Genomic DNA, 16,788 nt, shown 5'->3' on the forward strand with positions numbered 1-16,788 from the left:
TGGTGTTTGTGTTGCGAATTTAAACGACGAATATAATTCAAAATCATCTTTCATATTAGTTACGGACGATTCGTCAACCGGTCGGTTCAGGAACCTCTCAGCTGGCTTTGAGGCGTGTTTTCCAGAATAGTTCATGAATAATGTTCTCTCACACCACGGCCGTCCGTGGAGTAGTTCGCTTTTTAATCGTGCGCCGGATACCCTTGGTACGAGACACTCTCCGACATGCGCCTCGAAGACAGAATCACTCGACGGCGGCAACGTGGTGGGACTCGACGCCGCCTCGTCCGTGACCTGAGCGCGTTAGCCCCGACTACCCATCCCGACGAGCCGACAGGCCGCGGGCCGACGCTCGAACGCATCCTCGACCATCTCGACCCGGTTTTCGACGGCGACCTCCCGTCGAACGCCCACATCGACGGTCCCAAGGGGGCGGGGAAATCCGCCGTCGTGACGTCGCTCTTCGAGCATCTCTCGCGTGCCGTCCCCTCCCAACAATCCGTCATCCACACGACGACCCGTACGTCCGGGTCACCGACGACCTCGTTCGCGTACGTCGATGCCCGCGACGCGTCAACCGAGTTCGCGCTCCTGCATTCGACGCTCGACGCGCTGTCCGACGAGTCGATTCCCTCGCAGGGCGTCGGTATCGAGGCGTTGCGCGACAAACTCGGTCGCCGAGTCACGTACGACGAACGCGCTATCGTCGCGGTTGACCACGTCGGCGAACCCGAAACGTATGCCGCGACGGCGGCCATCGAGACGCTCGAAGCCGTCTCGCCGCACTTCTCGGTGCTGACGGTCGGTCGAACCGCTCTCGAAGACGACGCCGGTCGAATCGGCTCCGTTTCGGTGCCGAGGTACGAACGACACAGCCTCGTCGATATTCTCGTCGCCCGGGCGTCCGACGGCCTCGCGCGCAACGCGCTCACTCATGATGCGACGAGCGACGTGGCCGCGTGGGCCGACGGCGACGCTCACGACGCGCTGTCGGCACTGTACGGAGCGGCCACGCTGGCCGCGACCGACGGCGCGGACACTATCACCGCCGAACACATCGACGCCGGTATCGACGCGGTTCCGGAGGACGGATGCTCGCTCGGACGCGTCCTCGCGCTCCCTGACAGTCGTCGTCGTGTCCTCCGAGCTTTCGTCGCGCTCGACGGGGCCGACACGGCGTCGGTGTCGGCCGCGACGGAGGCAATCGCCTCGAACCCGGACGTCTCGCTGTCGGCGGCGACCATCAGACGCGTCCTCTATGAACTCTCCGACCTCGGCATCGTCCGCCGGGTTTCGGGACGCGATTCGTCCGACGGACCGGGGCGTCCGGCGACGCGCCCGATTCCGAATTTCTCGACGCTGGTGTTCCGCGGACTGGACGACACTGACCGCTGACTCTTTTTGCCCCCTCCCCGAACGGCGGGTATGGTTCCACCGCTGGTACTCGATATCGACGGGACGCTTACCGACGCACAGAGCCGACTCGACCCGCGAGCCTTCGACGTGCTCCCGTCGTGGGACGCACCCGTCATCCTCGCCACCGGCAAGGCCTTTCCGTACCCCGTCTCGCTTTGTCACTACCTCGGGCTTCCCGAGACGGTCATCGCCGAAAACGGCGGCGTCGTGCTCGTCGATGGCGACGTGACTTTCGCGGGAGACCGCGAGGCCGCACAGGCCGCCGCGGACGAGTTCACCGCTCGCGGCGGCGATCTCGGGTGGGGTGCCGCCGACACCGTCAACCGCTGGCGCGAGACCGAAATCGCCGTCAATCTCGACGCCGACGAAGCCCTCCTTCGAACCGTCGCCGACGAGTTCGACCTCGAAGTCATCGACACCGGCTTCGCCTACCACGTCAAATCTCACGGCGTCGAGAAGGGTGTCGGTCTCGAACACGTCTGCGAGACGATGTCGTACGACCCCGAGGACTTCGTCGCGGTCGGCGACAGCGAAAACGACGCCTCGACGTTCCGCGTCGTCGGGCAGTCGTACGCCGTCGCCAACGCCGACGACGTAGCCAAGGCGGCGGCTGACGAAGTACTGGCGCAGTCGTACATGGACGGCACGCTCTCCGTACTCGACGCACTTCGAGAATAGCTGATTTCGTGACCCGTCGGAGTCGAGTTACCGAACTTCGTTTTCGACCCAGTCGGCGTACTCGCCGAGGACGTGCGACTCGTCGAATCGCTCGATACAGGGCACGTCGTACGGATGGAGTTCGACGACGCGAGCCACGAGGTCGTCGTAGCGGTCGGCGGTCGTTTTGGCGAGGAGAATCGTCTCCTCGTCGTCGTGAACCTCGCCGTTCCAGCGGTAGACCGACTCGCAGGGGACGCGATTCACACAGGCCGCGAGTCGCTCTTCGACGAGCGTTCGAGCGAGTTCGTCGCTCGCAGTAGACGGGGTAGTGATGTAGACAGTCGGCATCTCAGATTCGCCTCCGGGAATCGTCCACGCGTCGGGTCAGGCCGGTTCTTCGAACGGTGCGAAGCGACCGTTGATGTCCCACTCGTGGATGCAATACGGACTCCCGACCAGTTTGTCACCGTCTTCGGACGTGACTACCCACGTCGTGGCGTCTTCGTCCCAGCGTTCGACCCGGCCACAGCGCTCACAGGCGCGCCGCGTGGGTCGCCGAAGTTGGGGTTCCATACGTGGAGGACTATCGGCCGACACAAAAAATCCCACCGTCAAGGCAGATTCGGAGCCACAGCCGCGGCATCGACACCCGGTCGTGCATGGTTCACGCACGTTTCTTCCGGAACCGATGGGACTTACCGGACTCCGAGCGGAGTGAGAACATGGGCTTTCACACCTTCGACGTCGATGCGGCGGCGAAACTCGACGACCCCGCACGGTACCGATTCGTCTCTCGGGAGGAACTGCTGTCTCATCTGCATCCGTCGTCCGAAAGCACGGTCGCAGACCTCGGAAGCGGAACCGGATTCTTCACCGACGACGTCGCTCCGCACGTCGGCACGCTGTACGCCGTCGATGTCCAAGCGGAGATGCACGACTTTTACCGCGAGAACGGCGCGCCGGAGAACGTCGAGTTCGTCACCGCCGACGTTGCGAGCCTTCCGTTCGACGACGACGACCTCGACGCGGCGTTTTCGACGATGACGTACCACGAGTTTGCGACGGACGAATCGCTCGCCGAACTCGCGCGCGTCGTCCGCCCGGGCGGCACCGTGGTTGTGGTCGATTGGTCCACAGCCGGCGACGGAAATGCCGGCCCGCCGATTGACCACCGCTTCGGTCTCGGTGACGCGGCGGACGCCTTCGAATCGGTTGGCTTTACCGTCACACACGGCGAGACGAGACACGAGACGTTCGTCTGCGTCGCTCGTCGCTGACGAGGGATTCGAGATTTTCAGGCCTTCTACTACCCGATTCGCATACTCGGAGTCGAGGGTCGCTTACGACTCGATGACGCTGGTGTAGCGGTCAACGAGCAACACGAGAGCCGCGCCGACGACCGCCGCGGCGACGAAGATGACGACGAGTTCCGTCGTCCACGACTGGCCCAACTCGGCGAGTTGCTCGCTACTTTTGGCGACCGGCGCGCGGAGCGCACCGACGATGAGGCTCACGAGGAACGCGAGCGTCGCGCGTCGATAGTGTTCGAGCGCCCAGCGGACGGCGTGTGCGATGGTGAGCAGGCCGACGACCGCACCGCCCATGAACGTCACGACCACGGTCCCCGGTTCGACGACGGCGGCGACAGAGCCGCCGTTTACGACGCCGATGAGGCTATCGACGAACGCGTTGAGCGTGTTTGTCATGTACTGGTACTGGCCGAGTATCAACAGGAGGAGCGACCCGGAGATACCGGGGAGAATCATCGCGCTGACGGCGACTGCGCCCGCGAGCGCTGTCGCGGGAAGCGAGTGTCCGAGCGCGTTACCGACCGTCCCCGACGCGATGAACGCGACGGAGAAACCGGCGATTGCGGCGGCGATTTGGCGCGGACCGTCGAGGGAGACCTGCGCGTACAGCACGACCGCCGAGGCCGCGATGAGGCCGAAAAAGAAGCCGAACGTCGGTACCGGCTGTTGCTCGATGGCGATTTCGAGGACGCGCATGATGGTGACGACGGCGGTTGCGATGCCGGCACCGAGCGCGAGTAAGAATCCGACATCGACCTCGCGCATCGCCGCAATCGCATCGTCTCGATTTCCGGGGGCGACGCCGCGGAACACTCGCTTGATTCGTCCCGGTGTGATGGCCGTGACGGCACCGATGAGGCGCTCGTAAATACCGGTGATGAGCGCGATAGTGCCGCCGGAGACGCCGGGGACGGCGTCGGCGGCACCCATGCAGATACCTTTGAGGTAGACGACGAGCCACGAAAAACTGGGTGGGCGCTCGTCAGTGTGCTTCGACATTTCGTTGTCGGCTTCTCTGCCGCGAAGAATATCAGTCCACCGTTATCCCGAGTGAGACTATGAAAAAAGACCGCGGTCGAGCGATTCGTCGCCGAGTTAGGCGGCGACCGGAATCGCGTCAGCGTCGATGGATGCGGACGCCGACTCGTTCGTCGTCGAGTCGTCCGCGCTCGAATTGTCGCCGCCCGATTCCGTCAGGGAGAACTCCTGTTCGTTCCGTTCGAGCGAGACCTGTACGGTGCCGTCTTCAGCGCCGTTGACGAGGCCTTCCTCGACGGAGACGTTCGTCGCTTGGTAGCTGACGATGGTGTTGTTCCCCGTGAAGGACGTCGGTCCGGAGAAGCTGTAGTCGTCCACTGCGCGGACACTGACGTTCGTGTACCCGTTGTCGGGACCGTAGTTGTCGTAGCCCGTCGTGGAGTACGGAAGCGTCATGGTGAACTCACCGTTGGCGTCAACCTGCGCCTGCTGGGTGTAGTTGAACGTCGTTCCCGAGTCGGGGTCGCGCAGCTGGACGCGAGCGGTCACCGTCGAGTTGGCCGGGGCACCGTCGCCTTCGACCGTCGCGCCGGGGACGCGCTCGAACGTCTTGACCCACGAGGGGTTGCTACCGATGAGACCACGCGGCTGGATGCCGTAGGTGTTGCCGCTCCGGATGAGCGAGTTCTGGTACGACGCGGAGCGAAGCGCCGAACTGTTCGACGACTTCACGAGGCGGTAGTGTTCGAGGGCGGCGACGCGTTCCTCGGGGAACTCGCCGAGACCGCCAATCTGCGAGGTCGTGTCGTTTGCGACGTACGACTTCGCGGCGTCCATGGTCCGGAACGTCTTGACCGGCTGGCCGTCACTCGGCGTTACCTTGTAGGTGACAGAGCCGTCCTGCGACACGCGCTCTTCCCAGTCAACGACGATTGGCGAGGGCGCGCGAGCACTGCCGTGGTACTTGTAGAGGCGGACCATCAGGCTCTCGTAGTAGCGCTGGTCTTTGACGTCTGCGGTCGAGGTGATGCGCTCTTGTCCGTTCTGCGTTTGCAGTCCGTAGAGCGTGCTGTAGAAGTCAGTCGTACTGACGTTCTGTCTGTTGTAGAAGATGGTCGGCGCACCGAACTTCGAGTCGGTCGAAGCCATCTGCCAATCGACCATGACGTAGCGGGTGTCTTCACCCTCTTCGCTCTGGTCTGCGAGGACGTCGGCGGCTTGCGTCTCGTTCGGCGACAGGAGGAAGTTTGCCGCCCCCTTTGCGCCCTGCTGGAACGGGTTGGCGTTCGGGATGCGTTCGCCGAGGACCGTAATCCAGTGACCGTAGTCCCACCACGACATGACGCCGTAGGTGCCGTCCGCGTACTCGAAGTCGTTCGTCGCCTTGTACGTGCCGTAGTACTCCATGTCGTTGGACGCGCCGCCGAACTCACCCTCTTCGGGGGTGTTGTTCTGCATCCAATCGAAGGTGCCCTGCCACTGGGTGACACCGCCGGGACCGTCCTGTGAGGACTGCAGTGCGTTACTGCTGGTTCCCGCGTTGCCGAGTTGAATCGGCACCATGAGAACCGGTGTGAGGACGAGGAGCAACGCGATGGCGACGACGGCGACCGTCCCGAGCGAGACGTCGTCGAGGCGGTCCACGTCGGCGAGACCGATAACGTCGAAAGAGAGAATCTCGCGGAGGAGGTACGCGTTCATCACCGCGACCGTGACTGCGAGATAGTAATTGAAACGAACCTGCGTGAAGGCGGCGGACGTGATGATGGCCGCCCAGACGAGTACGAAGAGCTGTTCGCTCTCGTAGTCGGCCTGCAACACTGCACCGACGATAAGAGCGGTGACGATGGCGAGGCTGACGAGTGCGGAGTCGATGCCGACAGCGGAACCGATTCCGGCGGGGATGGCGGGCAGGAGGAAGATGAGTCCGATGACCGCCAGACTACCGAAGACGTATCCGACTTTTCGGACGTCGCCGTCTTTGACGAGCGGCTTGCCGACGAGCCAAATCGCACCGACGAGTCCGGTGAAGAACGTGAATCCGTATTCGGACATGATGCGTTCGGCCGCCGTCATGCCCGTAGACTGGAGCGTGTTTGCCGCGAGGAACGGCTGTGCCTCACCGATCGTTCGCGTCGCCGCACCGGCGCTGAAACCGACGGTACGGAGGAAGTTCCGTGCGATGCTGTTGAACGCGTCGGGGAGGACGACCGAAACGAGGACGATACCGGCGACCGCCAGTCCGCCGACCGCGACGGGGTAGCCACGGTCGTCAACGTCGTTGCGCTCCCAGAAGCGAGCCAGTCCGGCGAGGAAGACAGCGCCCAGTGCGATGACGAACGACACGACGGGCTGCAGCAGGCTGAAGCTCGTCGCGCTGAAGGACATCTCGTGAAGCGGGACGAACATCAGCAGTCCCGCGACGCCGAGCGAGACGGCACCGACGAACGCAACGTGTTCCGGGGACCGACCGCGGACGTAGTCCGCGACCATCTGTAGGACCAAGAAGAGACCGAAGATACCGACGAGAAGGACGCCCGGAGGCCACGACCACATGTACATGGCGATGGCGACGCCGGCGAGCGCCGACCACAGCAGGGTCGAACGCAGTGCGTCGAGGTCCCGGGCGGCGACGAGTTCCCAAACCGGCTTTTCGCGGTTCGCAACCGTGAGGGCGATCATAATCGCCAGCACGGCGAAGCCCTGGAAGAACGGCTCTGCGATGTTGTGGTCGGCGAAGCCGACGAGACCGCGTCGCAGGAACGTTCCCGGCAGGAGCGCCAGAATGAGAACGCCGAAGAGACCGCCGAGGCGACCACCGAGGCGGCGACCGATGAGGAACGTCGGAATCGCAACGAGCGTCCCGAAGACCGCCGGTGCGACGAGAAGCGTCTTCGCAACGAGGTCGGGCGACGGACTCCCGAGACCGACGATGAGAGCGGCGGTCGCAATGATTTGGTCGTAAATCGTCCCGAACTGTCCGACGCTCGTTCCGAACGGGAAGTAGGTCCACGGGTCGAACGGCATCGTCGAAGGCCAGTTTTGGACCGTGTACGTCACCTCCCGAAGGTGGTACCAAGCGTCGTTTCCTGAGAAGAGGACTTCACCACCTCTAATGAAATTACTGTACGACCGAAGGCGAATGGTCAACATACCGACCAGTATCACGAGGAGGGCGGGTACGTGATACCAGTCTTTGGCGAGTTCGAGGACCGACTTCGCGTCGGAGTCCTCGATTCGCTCAGTGTCTACGCTCATCGCTTCGATGGACTGGGAAAACGCGCATAAGCCTTATGATAGCGACCCTTGCGAGGGCCGATAACTCACGTACGACCCTCGTAGAGGTCTTTTGCGATCCAAAACACGTCGTTTCGGATGCTCGAACTCGATACGACGAGAAGCGCGAAGTAAACGACCGCACCGGTTAGAATCACGGCCGTAAGCCGGATAGCACCCGCCGAACCGCCGAGCACGGACACGGTTGCCGTGGTTGCGAAGTACATCGCGCTCGCGGCGAACACCTGCGCGCCCACGTCGGTCAAAGACGAGGCGGACGGCCGGTAATTCAGTGTCGTTGACAGCACGCCGACACACGCGAGGAAACTAATCGTAGTTGTCCACCCGAGGCCCAGCGCGCCGAACCAGACCGTCAGCGGGTAGACGAACGCGACGTACGTCCCGATGAGTGCGAGGCTTCCGAGGACGACCGGCCGCGGCCTGTCGATGCCGAGGAAGTAGCTATCGAGCGTTCCGCGGTAGCCGTTGAACAGATTCGCCAGTGCGAGTGTTGCGATGAGCGCGCTGGCGAGTCCGATTTCACCGACGAACGGAATTCCGACCGTTCCGGGCGAAATTTGGTAGACGGTCCGTAGCAGGTCGTTTCCGACCACCAACGCCCCCGCGATGAGCGGAATCGAGAACACGCCGCTGTAGGCGACGACGCGGTCGAAGAGCCGATGAACCTGCTCGTGACGCTCTTCGGCCGTCAGCCTGGAGAATTCGGGGAACGATACCTTCGAGAGGGCGGCCGAAAACAGCATCGACGACTCCGAGATGGTAAACGAGACGCGGTAAATCCCCGCCGCGCCCGGGCCGAGAAGCCGGCCGATGACGATGTAGTCGGCCTGTTTGAAAAACTGCCCCGCGAGGGACTGGATGTAGGTGTTCTTGGAGAAGGTCACAAACGTTACCAGCGTCTCGCGTGTCGGGAGCGCCGGGCGGACTCGGGCGAAGCCGAAGTACGCGACGACGAACGTGAGCAGTTGGCCGAGAATCAGCCCCCAGAGGAGACCCAGCACCTCGAACCCGCCGACGACGAACACCGTCTGAATACCCACGATGGCGACGTATCGGCCGTTTTCTAACATCCCACTGAGAGCGACGCGACCCTCACCTTCGAGAAACGCACCGGTCACTCTGAACAGGCTCCAACTGACGACGCCCAACGGGAGTAACAACGCGGCGTCAACGCCCAACGTCTCGTTTATCGGGCCGCGGAACAGCACCGACACGATCGCCGAAAGCAGGCCGCCGAGGGCGACGATAAAGAGCGCGGCGGTAAAGTGGCGTGCCTCGTCGTCACTGCCGCTGACGAACTTTGTGACGGTTACGAAGATGCCGAACCCGAAGGTAGCCCCCATGAGCATCTGAATGCTCTGGAAGATGGCGAACACACCGATGCCTTCGGCACCGAGGACGCGGGCGAAGTATATCGTCCCGAGGAATCCCGCGAGCGTGCCGAGGACGTTGGTGATGAACCGCTTGGAAACCTCGGCACCGACTTTCATTCGAGATACCCGAGTTCTCGGAGTCTGTCTTTCACCTCGTCTTCTCCTTCTTCGTCACCCGACAGACCGCCGCCGGTCACGGCGTCGGACCCTGTGAAGTCGTAGTACGATGGCGACCGAGTCGCGGGCTCCGAGCCGGGTTCGAACACGTCGAGGACGTCCCCGCTCGTGAGTTCGGGAATCTCGTAGCCGAGCGTGTGGAGAATCGTCGGCGCGACGTCCGTGATGTGTGCGCCTTCGACGGAGCCGGTTCGGAACGACGGGCCTCGCGCGAAGAAAACGCCGTCGCGGGCGTGTCCGCTCGTATCAACGTCGATGAGTGCCGAATCGGTATCGAGTCGGGACGACGCGTGAATCTCCGGCGTCTCGATTATCATTGCAAGGTCGGGCGTGTGGGGACCGCCGCGTTCGAGGCGTTTGAACGAGACGTCGAGACCGACGTCAGTCGCGCCCCGTCGGAGCGTCGCTTCCGCCTCGTCGCAAATCGCGTCCACTTGGGATTCGTCGTCCGAGAGCGCGTACACGAGCGTCGTCTTCTGTCCGACGTCACAGACTGCCTTCGTTCGGTCGAAGTCGATTCGGCCGAGGTTGATGGCGTTGTCGAGGCTCAGTGTATCCCCGGACGGGAGGCTGTTCACGAAGTCTTCAGGGACGACCTTGCGGGCGAACGAGAGCAAGCCGACCGTTCCGAGTGCGGTGCTCGCGTAATCCTTCAGCGACCCGAGCGTCGCTTTCGTGCTGTCGCCGGAGTCGGTCAGGTGAATGAACCCGTCGTCGGCGAGTACCTTGTTCGGCATGAACTTCCCGGTGACTTTCTCGAAGCCGTGGTCGCTCATGATGACGATGTCTTCGTCGTCGTGGGAATCGAGGAACTCGCTGAGACGTTCGTCAACCCGCTTGTACACCTGCAAGAGAGCGTTGTCGTCCGATACCTCCGTCTCCCAGTAGTGGTGTGCGACGCGGTCTGTCGCACGGATGAGACCGACTGCGAGGTCGGGGTCTTCGGATTCGATGAAGTGTTCGAAGCCAGTGAACCGCTTGTCCACCAGTTCGAGGCTCAGATCGACGTAGGCTTGCGACCCCGGAACCTTGTCGTTTCGGAGTTTGTACCCATCGACGAGTTCGACGAGTTCGTCCCACTTCTCCGGAGGGTGTGAGTACTCTTCTTTGTACTCCGGCGCGGCGGCGATAATCGCACCGTCGATAGCCTGCCACGGGTACGACCCGGGGATGTTGAAGACGACGCTTCGTCCGTCTTGGTCGTCTATCGCGTCCCACATCTTGCCGCGGACGAACTCGTCGTGACTCAAGTCGAGTTCGTTGGTATCGCGGTTGAAGTGGGTAAAACCGTACATATCGAACGATTCGGGGTCTCGCCCGGTGGCGAATGCGGGCCACGCGGGGACCGTGATTTCGGGGACTGTGCTCTCTAACTCTCCGTGAACACTCTCGTCCAGCAATCTGCTGAACGTCGGAAGGGCACCAGCCTCTACCCAAGGGCGAATAAGAGAGAAGGTGGCACCGTCGAGGCCGAGGACAATCATCGTCCTGTGAGGCGTGTGCATCGCTGAAAAATAGTTCGGTCGTTAGCGGTTCAGTCACAGGACGCCCGTACACGCCGTTTACGGCCGATTACAACGGGCAACCAGACTCGGCTATTCGAGGTAGCCGAGGTCCGCGAGTCGTTCTTCGACCGACTCGTCGTCGGTCTGCATCCGCGCTTCGACTTCGAACTCGGGGTACGACTTGGGTTCGACTCCCTCGACCGCCGGGAGCGTCGTGCCGTCCATCTCCTCGTCAGGCGCGATGCCGAACGTCGAGAGCACCGTCGGCGCGACGTCGAACAAGTGCGCATCCGAGAGGTCAGCGGCTGTGTCAACCCCGTCGCCAGCGACGGCGACGATACCATCAGGTTTGTGATTCCACGGCTCTGGCGCGCCGAACGCGTCGCCGATGTGGACCGAAAGCGAGTTTTCGAAGTCGCGTGGGACACACAGAATATCGACCGCGTCGTCCGCGTACGGGCCGTGAATATACGTCTCGCGCGGGACGACCTCGTCGAAGACGGGGCGTCCCTCGGGGTCGGTCAGCGCGTCGAGTACCGAGATGATGTCGTCTCTGACGGACTCGTACTCCGATTCGGGGATGACGCCCGCGGGGTCGCGTCCGTCCACGTTCAGTCGAACGCCGAGTTCCGACCCCGACCGGAGATAGCCGCTCGACGACTCGAACGAGACACTCTCGCTGGCGGCGAAGACCGCGCCGACGGGGACGTGTTTCCCGACGAACTCGGCGAGACCGAGGCGGTCGAGGATGGCTTTTCCGCGTTGGTAGGTCAGGCCGCCCTTGGCGGCGACGACGGCGAGGCGTTCGAGAAGCGTCGGGCCGTCTGCTTCGCCGTCGCCGTCAACCAGTCGTTCGTCTTTGATCTGGAACCACGAGGGAACGCCGCGACCGTCTGTGGAGGTGTTCAGAAAGCCTTCCTGTCGAAGGACCTCGTTGACGCGGACCTCGTGGCCGTCGTACTCGCCCATGCCGTGGTCGGACGCGACGACGACCACGTCGGGGTCGCAGGCCGACAGAATCTCGCCGAGTTGCTCGTCAACGGTTTCGTAGACCTCGCGGGCTTTGTCCAACTCGCCGGGAAAGTCGTGAAACACGGCGTCGGTCTTCTGGAACTGGACGAACCCGAAGTCGGGGTCGAAGCGGTCTGCGAGGTAGCGGAACGTCTCCCCGCGGAGTTCCGTGAGTCGGAGGTACTCGCGGAATTTTGCGTCGTCATCGACGCGTTCGTCGGTTTCGCGTTCGGCGTAGACGCGGTACTCGCCGACCGCCTCGCGGATGTCGTCGAGGATTCCTTCTGGGTGGCAGTCGGGTTCGTCGGGGGCGAGATAGCCCGGAACGACGGCACCGTCGATATGCCGCGGCGGGTGCGTGACGGGGGCGTTGACGACGACACTCGACAGGTCGTTCTCGTCGAGGTAGTCCCACATCGTTCGGGCCTTCACGTCCGAGCCATTGACCACGTCCCAGTCGTAGCCGTCGAACGCGAGGAAATCAAACACTCCGTGTTTGCCGGGATTCTTCCCGGTGTACAGCGACGGCCACGCGCTCGCGGTCCATGGAGGGATTTGGGACCGGAGTGGGCCAGTCGCCGCGTCCTCGAAGAGAGATGCAAGATTCGGCAGTGCGCCGTCCTCGAAGAGTGGATCGAGGACCGGCGCACAGGCCGCGTCGAGGCCAACGAGTAGCGTGCGCATACTGGCGACGACGACCATAGTATGTAAAAATCTCCCGTTCGGGTGACCGGACACGACGGTTCGACCCGACCGCCCGCACTCTCGTCAGCCGAGATAGCCCAGTTCGCGGAGGTTCCGCTCGACCGCGTCGCTGAACTCTCGGTCACCGCCGTCGTCCCCGCCGAACCCGTCGCCGAGGGTGTCAACGAGACGGTCTCGAAGCGACTCGACGAGTTCGGGGTCGGGGTCAGAGACGACCGTCTCGCCCGGCAGTTCGTAGAGCGCTTCACTCCCGTCCGAACGAATTTCGAATCGGTAGTCGGTCGTTCGGATGCTCTTTCGTCCCAGTTCGAGCGCGGTAACCGTCTCCGCTGAGACGTCGTCTGCGGCCGCGAGTTCGCGCTCGTCGGTCGGCGCGCGCTCACCGAACACGACGTCGCGCGCCTCGTCGCCGAAGAGGTCGATACCGGAGGTCGGCGGGCACTCGACATCACAGCACCCACACACGGTTGCGAACACGTCTGCGAGCGAGACCAAGTCCTCGCGGGTCTCGCCCGACGGGACACCCGGCCCAGAGATGAGAAGTGGGACGTGTAGAACCTCGTCGTACAGGAAGTCGCCATGACTCAATCCACCGTGTTCTCCGAAGTACTCGCCGTGGTCACTCGTGAGAATCAAGACGGTGTCGTCCAGTTTCCCCTGCGCTTCGAGCCAATCGAGGACACGGCCCACCTGGTCGTCGAGGTACCGGACTGAGGCGTCGTACCATTGCTCGACGATGCCGAGTTCGCTGTCGGTGACGTACGAGCGGTCGTCTAAATAGCGCAATCGGATGTCTTGGATGTGTTCGCCGTCAGCGACGCCGAACACACGGTCTTCTCGAACGTCGTCGCGGTCGAGGCTCCCGCTCGTCGTGAACTCTTCGAGAATCGGGAGTCGAGGTCGAGACAGTTCCGGTGTCTCCGCTTCCTTGTACGGACGCGGCGGGTCGTACGGGGCGTGGACGGTCGTGAGGTTCATCATCCCGAAGAACGGATTCGTCGTCTCCGCGAGACCCTCTTGGAACTTCTCGATTCGAAGCTCGTTGTAGTAGTCGTTGCCGCGGGTCAGTATCCGAATAAAGTCGCGCCGAATCGCGGGGTCGGTGAGGAGTTGTTTGAACCACGCCGCAGATGGCCGTTTAGCAACTGCCTCGTACGCCTCGTAGTACCAATCGAATCCGCGGTCGAGTCCCGTCGCCGACGCCATCTTCGCCGGACCCGGGACGCCAACGGTGTCGTAACCGTTGTCTCGAAGCACCTCCGCGAGAAGCGGCACGCTCTCGTCCATCCACGGCATGCCGCCAGTAAATCCGGTTTCCGACGGCCATCGCCCGGAAAAGAGTGTTCCGTGTGCGGGGGGCGTCCACGGCCCGGCGGAGAACGCGTTTTCGAAGCGGACTCCCTCTTCTGCGACGCGGTCGATATTCGGCGTCTCGACGGCGTCGTCACTGTAACACGAGAGTGCATCGACTCGGAGCGTATCAAAGATGAGGAGAACTACGTTAGGGTGACGGGGAGAGACCATATCGGGCGGTTCGTTCTCCTCAATGATAAGTTGAAATGTCTGTCAACAACGGTGAGGGTAGCTACCATGGTGAGGGGACGAGTTCGCACGACTGGACGCCCCCCCAACCAGTCAGTCCCGGTTACGAATGTGTCCGTCTCACTGACTTCTTCGATGCGGCTGTCCCCCGTACGTCCGCTTCCTTTTTATCCGATGCCGCGACTCGTTCAGGATATACTATGGACCTCGATTCCGCTCGCGTGGCCATGCTCTTTCAGGACCCGCACCCGGCACACCGGGGGTTCGCCGAGGCCATCGGCGCGGACCTCGTCGACTTCCGTGGCTTTTCGCCCGACGTTCTCGGCGACGGCATCCCGGCCGACGTGGTCAACGGCATCCGCGCCCCGAAGTACGACGTGTATCTCGTCGAGGGGTCCCGCCCGCTCTACGCCGCACTGGTCAACCGTGTGATTCGAGGCTCCAAACTCGTGTATCTCTGTGCCGACCACGGATTGTACAGTCTCGGCCGCGACGACTTCGAGGGAAGTTCGGCGGTGAAATCGCTGGTCGGTCGGTTCGGCCAGCCCCTCGTCCGAACGATTGGGTCGCGTTACATCGACGGTGTGGTCGCAGTCTCCGACTTCGCGGCCGACTTCACTCGCCCTATCGTCGGCGAGGACACGCCGATTGCCGTCTCCCACCCCTTCGTCCAGCCGGACGTGTTCGAGGCGCTCGGCTCGGTAACGCCGGATATCGAGAGCAAGGTCGCCGTCACGGTCGGTCGGCCGGAGCGATACAAGGGCGTTGACCTGCTCGTCGAGGCGTGGCCGATGGTCAGAGAGCGCCACCCCGAGGCCGAACTCCACGTCGTCGGCGGTGGTCATCCGGAGTCGTACGAACGGACCGAGGGAGTCACCGTCCGCGGCTACGTCGAGGCCCTCGAAGATGCGTTCGAACCGGCGTCCCTGTACGTGCAACCGTCGCGTATGGACACTTTCCCGGTAAGCGTGCTCGAAGCGATGCGCGCCGGACTGCCGCCGGTCGTGACCGACGCGACGGGAACGAAATCCGAAGTGCGCGAACTCGACCCATCGCTCGTGGTTGAACCCACGCCGTCGGCACTCGCAACCGGCGTGGCAACGTACTTCGACCGAACGCCCTCCGAGCGCCGTCGCCTCTCCGAAAACGCAAGCGCGCGCGGTGCGACGTTCGACGCCGAATCGAGACAGGACGCGTTCAGAGCGGCATTCGCCAGTGTACTCGAAGAATTTTAAACGTCTACCGACGAGACTCAATCCATGACCGTATACGTCGTCGGGCTCGACGGGGCCGATTGGTCGCTCCTCCGACGGTGGATGGACGACGGGGGTCTCCCCGCCTTCGAACGCCTCTGTTCGGGCGGCGTCGATGCCGACCTCGAAAGTACACTGCCGCCGATTACGTTCCCCGCGTGGAAGTGCTACTCCACGGGGAAGACACCCGGAAAACTCGGCGTCTACGAGTGGTTCTCGTTCGACCACGACACCTGCGATATCTCGACGAACGACTCCTCGGACTTCCGCTCGCGCGAGTACTGGGACGTGCTCGTCGATGCGGGCGTGAAACCGGGCGTGGTGAACATGCCGACGACGCACCCGCCGCGGACGACAGACGGCGTGCTCACTATCGCCGGGAGTCCCGCCTCGGAGCGCGGCGAGTTCACGTCGCCCGCATCGCTCAAAGCCGACCTTCTCGATGCAATCCCCTCGTACCGGGTCAAACCGAACCTCGTCCTCAGCGAGGCGTCGCCGGACGAACTGATAACGGAGGCTCAGACGCTCGCAGACCAGCGCTTCGAGGCCGCCGAGTGGCTGGCGACCGACCGCGACTGCGACTTCGTGCACACGACGGTATTCATCACAGACACCGTCCAGCACCGTCTTTGGGACCGCCCGGACCACATCCGCCGTCTCTACGAGCGAATCGACGCTCGCCTCGGCGAACTCCTCGACCGCGACGACACGGAGGCGGTCTTCCTGATGAGCGACCACGGATTCGTCGAAATCGACGAGACGTTCCTCGTCAACCAGTGGCTCGCAGAGCGAGACGACCTCATCGTCGAAGCGGAGTCGTCTCGGAACCTACTCGCGTCGGTCGGGCTCACCGAAGAACGCCTCAAACGCGTGGTCGATACGCTCGGTCTCGTCAGTCTCGCACAGGCCGTCGTTCCCGAATCGGTCCAGCGGTGGTTCCCGAGTGAGAGCGGTCGCATCTCGATTCAGGACGCCGCAATCGACTGGGACGAGACGAAAGCCATCTCGCTCGGCCGCGGCCCGGTCTACGTCAACGACCGCGCGTTCGACTCCGACGCCGACAAGGACGCGTACGTCGCGGACCTCACCGCGGCGTTCGAATCGCTCGAAACGCCCGACGGAACGCCCGTCGCCGAGGCCGTCCACGACCCCGCCGACATCTACACGGGTTCGATGCCGCTCTCGCCGGACCTCCTCGTCGAGTACACGACTGGCGTCGATGCCCCCGAATCCCTCGGCGGCGACGTGTTCGGCGAGCAGTTGGTCTGGCTTGCGACCCACCGCCACCACGGGGTGTTCGCCGCGTGGGGCGACGACATCGCCGCAGACGATGTCGCTATCGACCCGACGCTGTACGACCTCGCCCCGACCATCCTCCACTACCTCGGCGTTCCGATGCCGGAGGACGCAGACGGGTCAGTGCTCTCGTCGCTTTTCACCGGCGACGTCGCCGACAGACCGGTCGAGACGGGACCTGCGACTGCGACCGATGTCGGCGACAATCGCGCCGACCAACGCGACGTCGAGGAGACGCTGAAGAGTTTGGGGTACGTTGAATAAG

General features: G+C 63.2%; 13 protein-coding genes. 5 read left to right on the forward strand and 8 right to left on the reverse strand.

Annotation, left to right across the window (positions count from 1 at the left end):
- Window positions 1-225 precede the first annotated feature (225 nt).
- Both C440_RS00960 and C440_RS00965 read left to right on the forward strand, forming a co-directional pair.
- Window positions 226-1,395 carry a Cdc6/Cdc18 family protein gene (locus C440_RS00960; protein WP_008317364.1) on the forward strand — a complete coding sequence of 390 codons (1,170 nt, stop codon included), beginning with the start codon at window positions 226-228 and terminating at the stop codon, window positions 1,393-1,395.
- Between the two features lie 30 nt (window positions 1,396-1,425).
- Window positions 1,426-2,094, forward strand: a complete 669-nt coding sequence (locus C440_RS00965; RefSeq protein ID WP_008317365.1) for a phosphoglycolate phosphatase — start codon at window positions 1,426-1,428, stop codon at window positions 2,092-2,094.
- Between the two features lie 27 nt (window positions 2,095-2,121).
- Here C440_RS00965 and cutA read toward each other — a convergent pair whose 3' ends face one another.
- Together cutA and C440_RS00975 are read right to left on the reverse strand one after the other, a co-directional pair.
- Window positions 2,122-2,424, reverse strand: coding sequence for a divalent-cation tolerance protein CutA (cutA, locus tag C440_RS00970; protein ID WP_008317373.1), 303 nt, complete (start codon window positions 2,422-2,424; stop codon window positions 2,122-2,124).
- Between the two features lie 36 nt (window positions 2,425-2,460).
- Window positions 2,461-2,649 carry an HEWD family protein gene (locus tag C440_RS00975; RefSeq protein ID WP_008317375.1) on the reverse strand — a complete coding sequence of 63 codons (189 nt, stop codon included), beginning with the start codon at window positions 2,647-2,649 and terminating at the stop codon, window positions 2,461-2,463.
- A gap of 149 nt (window positions 2,650-2,798) precedes the next feature.
- Between C440_RS00975 and C440_RS00980 the strand changes: the two genes are divergently transcribed.
- Window positions 2,799-3,353, forward strand: a complete 555-nt coding sequence (locus C440_RS00980) for a class I SAM-dependent methyltransferase (RefSeq protein WP_049915097.1) — start codon at window positions 2,799-2,801, stop codon at window positions 3,351-3,353.
- Between the two features lie 63 nt (window positions 3,354-3,416).
- Here the strand turns inward: C440_RS00980 and C440_RS00985 are convergent, their stop codons facing one another.
- The 6 genes from C440_RS00985 to C440_RS01010 all read right to left on the reverse strand — a co-directional run bounded on the left by C440_RS00985 (window position 3,417) and on the right by C440_RS01010 (window position 13,956).
- On the reverse strand, window positions 3,417-4,385 hold the full coding sequence (locus tag C440_RS00985; RefSeq protein WP_008317378.1) for a DUF368 domain-containing protein: 969 nt from the start codon (window positions 4,383-4,385) through the stop codon (window positions 3,417-3,419).
- Window positions 4,386-4,481: 96 nt separating this feature from the next.
- Window positions 4,482-7,622, reverse strand: coding sequence for an oligosaccharyl transferase, archaeosortase A system-associated (locus C440_RS00990; RefSeq protein ID WP_008317380.1), 3,141 nt, complete (start codon window positions 7,620-7,622; stop codon window positions 4,482-4,484).
- Between the two features lie 65 nt (window positions 7,623-7,687).
- On the reverse strand, window positions 7,688-9,151 hold the full coding sequence (locus tag C440_RS00995; protein WP_008317387.1) for a lipopolysaccharide biosynthesis protein: 1,464 nt from the start codon (window positions 9,149-9,151) through the stop codon (window positions 7,688-7,690).
- Complete coding sequence (locus C440_RS01000) at window positions 9,148-10,695, reverse strand: alkaline phosphatase family protein (protein WP_008317389.1); 1,548 nt, start codon at window positions 10,693-10,695, stop codon at window positions 9,148-9,150. Before C440_RS01000 ends, C440_RS00995 begins: the two co-directional genes overlap by 4 nt.
- 111 nt (window positions 10,696-10,806) lie before the next feature.
- Entirely contained in the window at window positions 10,807-12,429 is a 1,623-nt protein-coding gene (locus C440_RS01005) for an alkaline phosphatase family protein (protein ID WP_008317396.1), read from the reverse strand.
- Between the two features lie 66 nt (window positions 12,430-12,495).
- A complete protein-coding gene (locus C440_RS01010; RefSeq protein WP_008317397.1) occupies window positions 12,496-13,956 on the reverse strand; it encodes a sulfatase in 1,461 nt (486 codons plus the stop codon).
- Window positions 13,957-14,174: 218 nt separating this feature from the next.
- Between C440_RS01010 and C440_RS01015 the strand changes: the two genes are divergently transcribed.
- Both C440_RS01015 and C440_RS01020 read left to right on the forward strand, forming a co-directional pair.
- Window positions 14,175-15,209: a glycosyltransferase family 4 protein gene (locus tag C440_RS01015; protein ID WP_008317398.1), complete on the forward strand. Its 1,035-nt coding sequence runs from the start codon at window positions 14,175-14,177 to the stop codon at window positions 15,207-15,209.
- Between the two features lie 24 nt (window positions 15,210-15,233).
- Window positions 15,234-16,787, forward strand: coding sequence for an alkaline phosphatase family protein (locus tag C440_RS01020; RefSeq protein WP_008317399.1), 1,554 nt, complete (start codon window positions 15,234-15,236; stop codon window positions 16,785-16,787).
- Window position 16,788: the final 1 nt, after the last annotated feature.

The sequence above is a fragment of the Haloferax mucosum ATCC BAA-1512 genome (assembly GCF_000337815.1).
Taxonomy (GTDB): Archaea; Halobacteriota; Halobacteria; order Halobacteriales; family Haloferacaceae; genus Haloferax; species Haloferax mucosum.

Bases quoted from the DNA above. Each gene is read 5' to 3' on its own strand.
- C440_RS00960 (WP_008317364.1), top strand. From the start codon at position 226: ATGCGCCTCGAAGACAGAATCACTCGACGGCGGCAACGTGGTGGGACT.
- C440_RS00965 (WP_008317365.1), top strand. From the start codon at position 1,426: ATGGTTCCACCGCTGGTACTCGATATCGACGGGACGCTTACCGACGCA.
- cutA (WP_008317373.1), bottom strand. From the start codon at position 2,424: ATGCCGACTGTCTACATCACTACCCCGTCTACTGCGAGCGACGAACTC.
- C440_RS00975 (WP_008317375.1), bottom strand. From the start codon at position 2,649: ATGGAACCCCAACTTCGGCGACCCACGCGGCGCGCCTGTGAGCGCTGT.
- C440_RS00980 (WP_049915097.1), top strand. From the start codon at position 2,799: ATGGGCTTTCACACCTTCGACGTCGATGCGGCGGCGAAACTCGACGAC.
- C440_RS00985 (WP_008317378.1), bottom strand. From the start codon at position 4,385: ATGTCGAAGCACACTGACGAGCGCCCACCCAGTTTTTCGTGGCTCGTC.
- C440_RS00990 (WP_008317380.1), bottom strand. From the start codon at position 7,622: ATGAGCGTAGACACTGAGCGAATCGAGGACTCCGACGCGAAGTCGGTC.
- C440_RS00995 (WP_008317387.1), bottom strand. From the start codon at position 9,151: ATGAAAGTCGGTGCCGAGGTTTCCAAGCGGTTCATCACCAACGTCCTC.
- C440_RS01000 (WP_008317389.1), bottom strand. From the start codon at position 10,695: ATGATTGTCCTCGGCCTCGACGGTGCCACCTTCTCTCTTATTCGCCCT.
- C440_RS01005 (WP_008317396.1), bottom strand. From the start codon at position 12,429: ATGGTCGTCGTCGCCAGTATGCGCACGCTACTCGTTGGCCTCGACGCG.
- C440_RS01010 (WP_008317397.1), bottom strand. From the start codon at position 13,956: ATGGTCTCTCCCCGTCACCCTAACGTAGTTCTCCTCATCTTTGATACG.
- C440_RS01015 (WP_008317398.1), top strand. From the start codon at position 14,175: ATGGACCTCGATTCCGCTCGCGTGGCCATGCTCTTTCAGGACCCGCAC.
- C440_RS01020 (WP_008317399.1), top strand. From the start codon at position 15,234: ATGACCGTATACGTCGTCGGGCTCGACGGGGCCGATTGGTCGCTCCTC.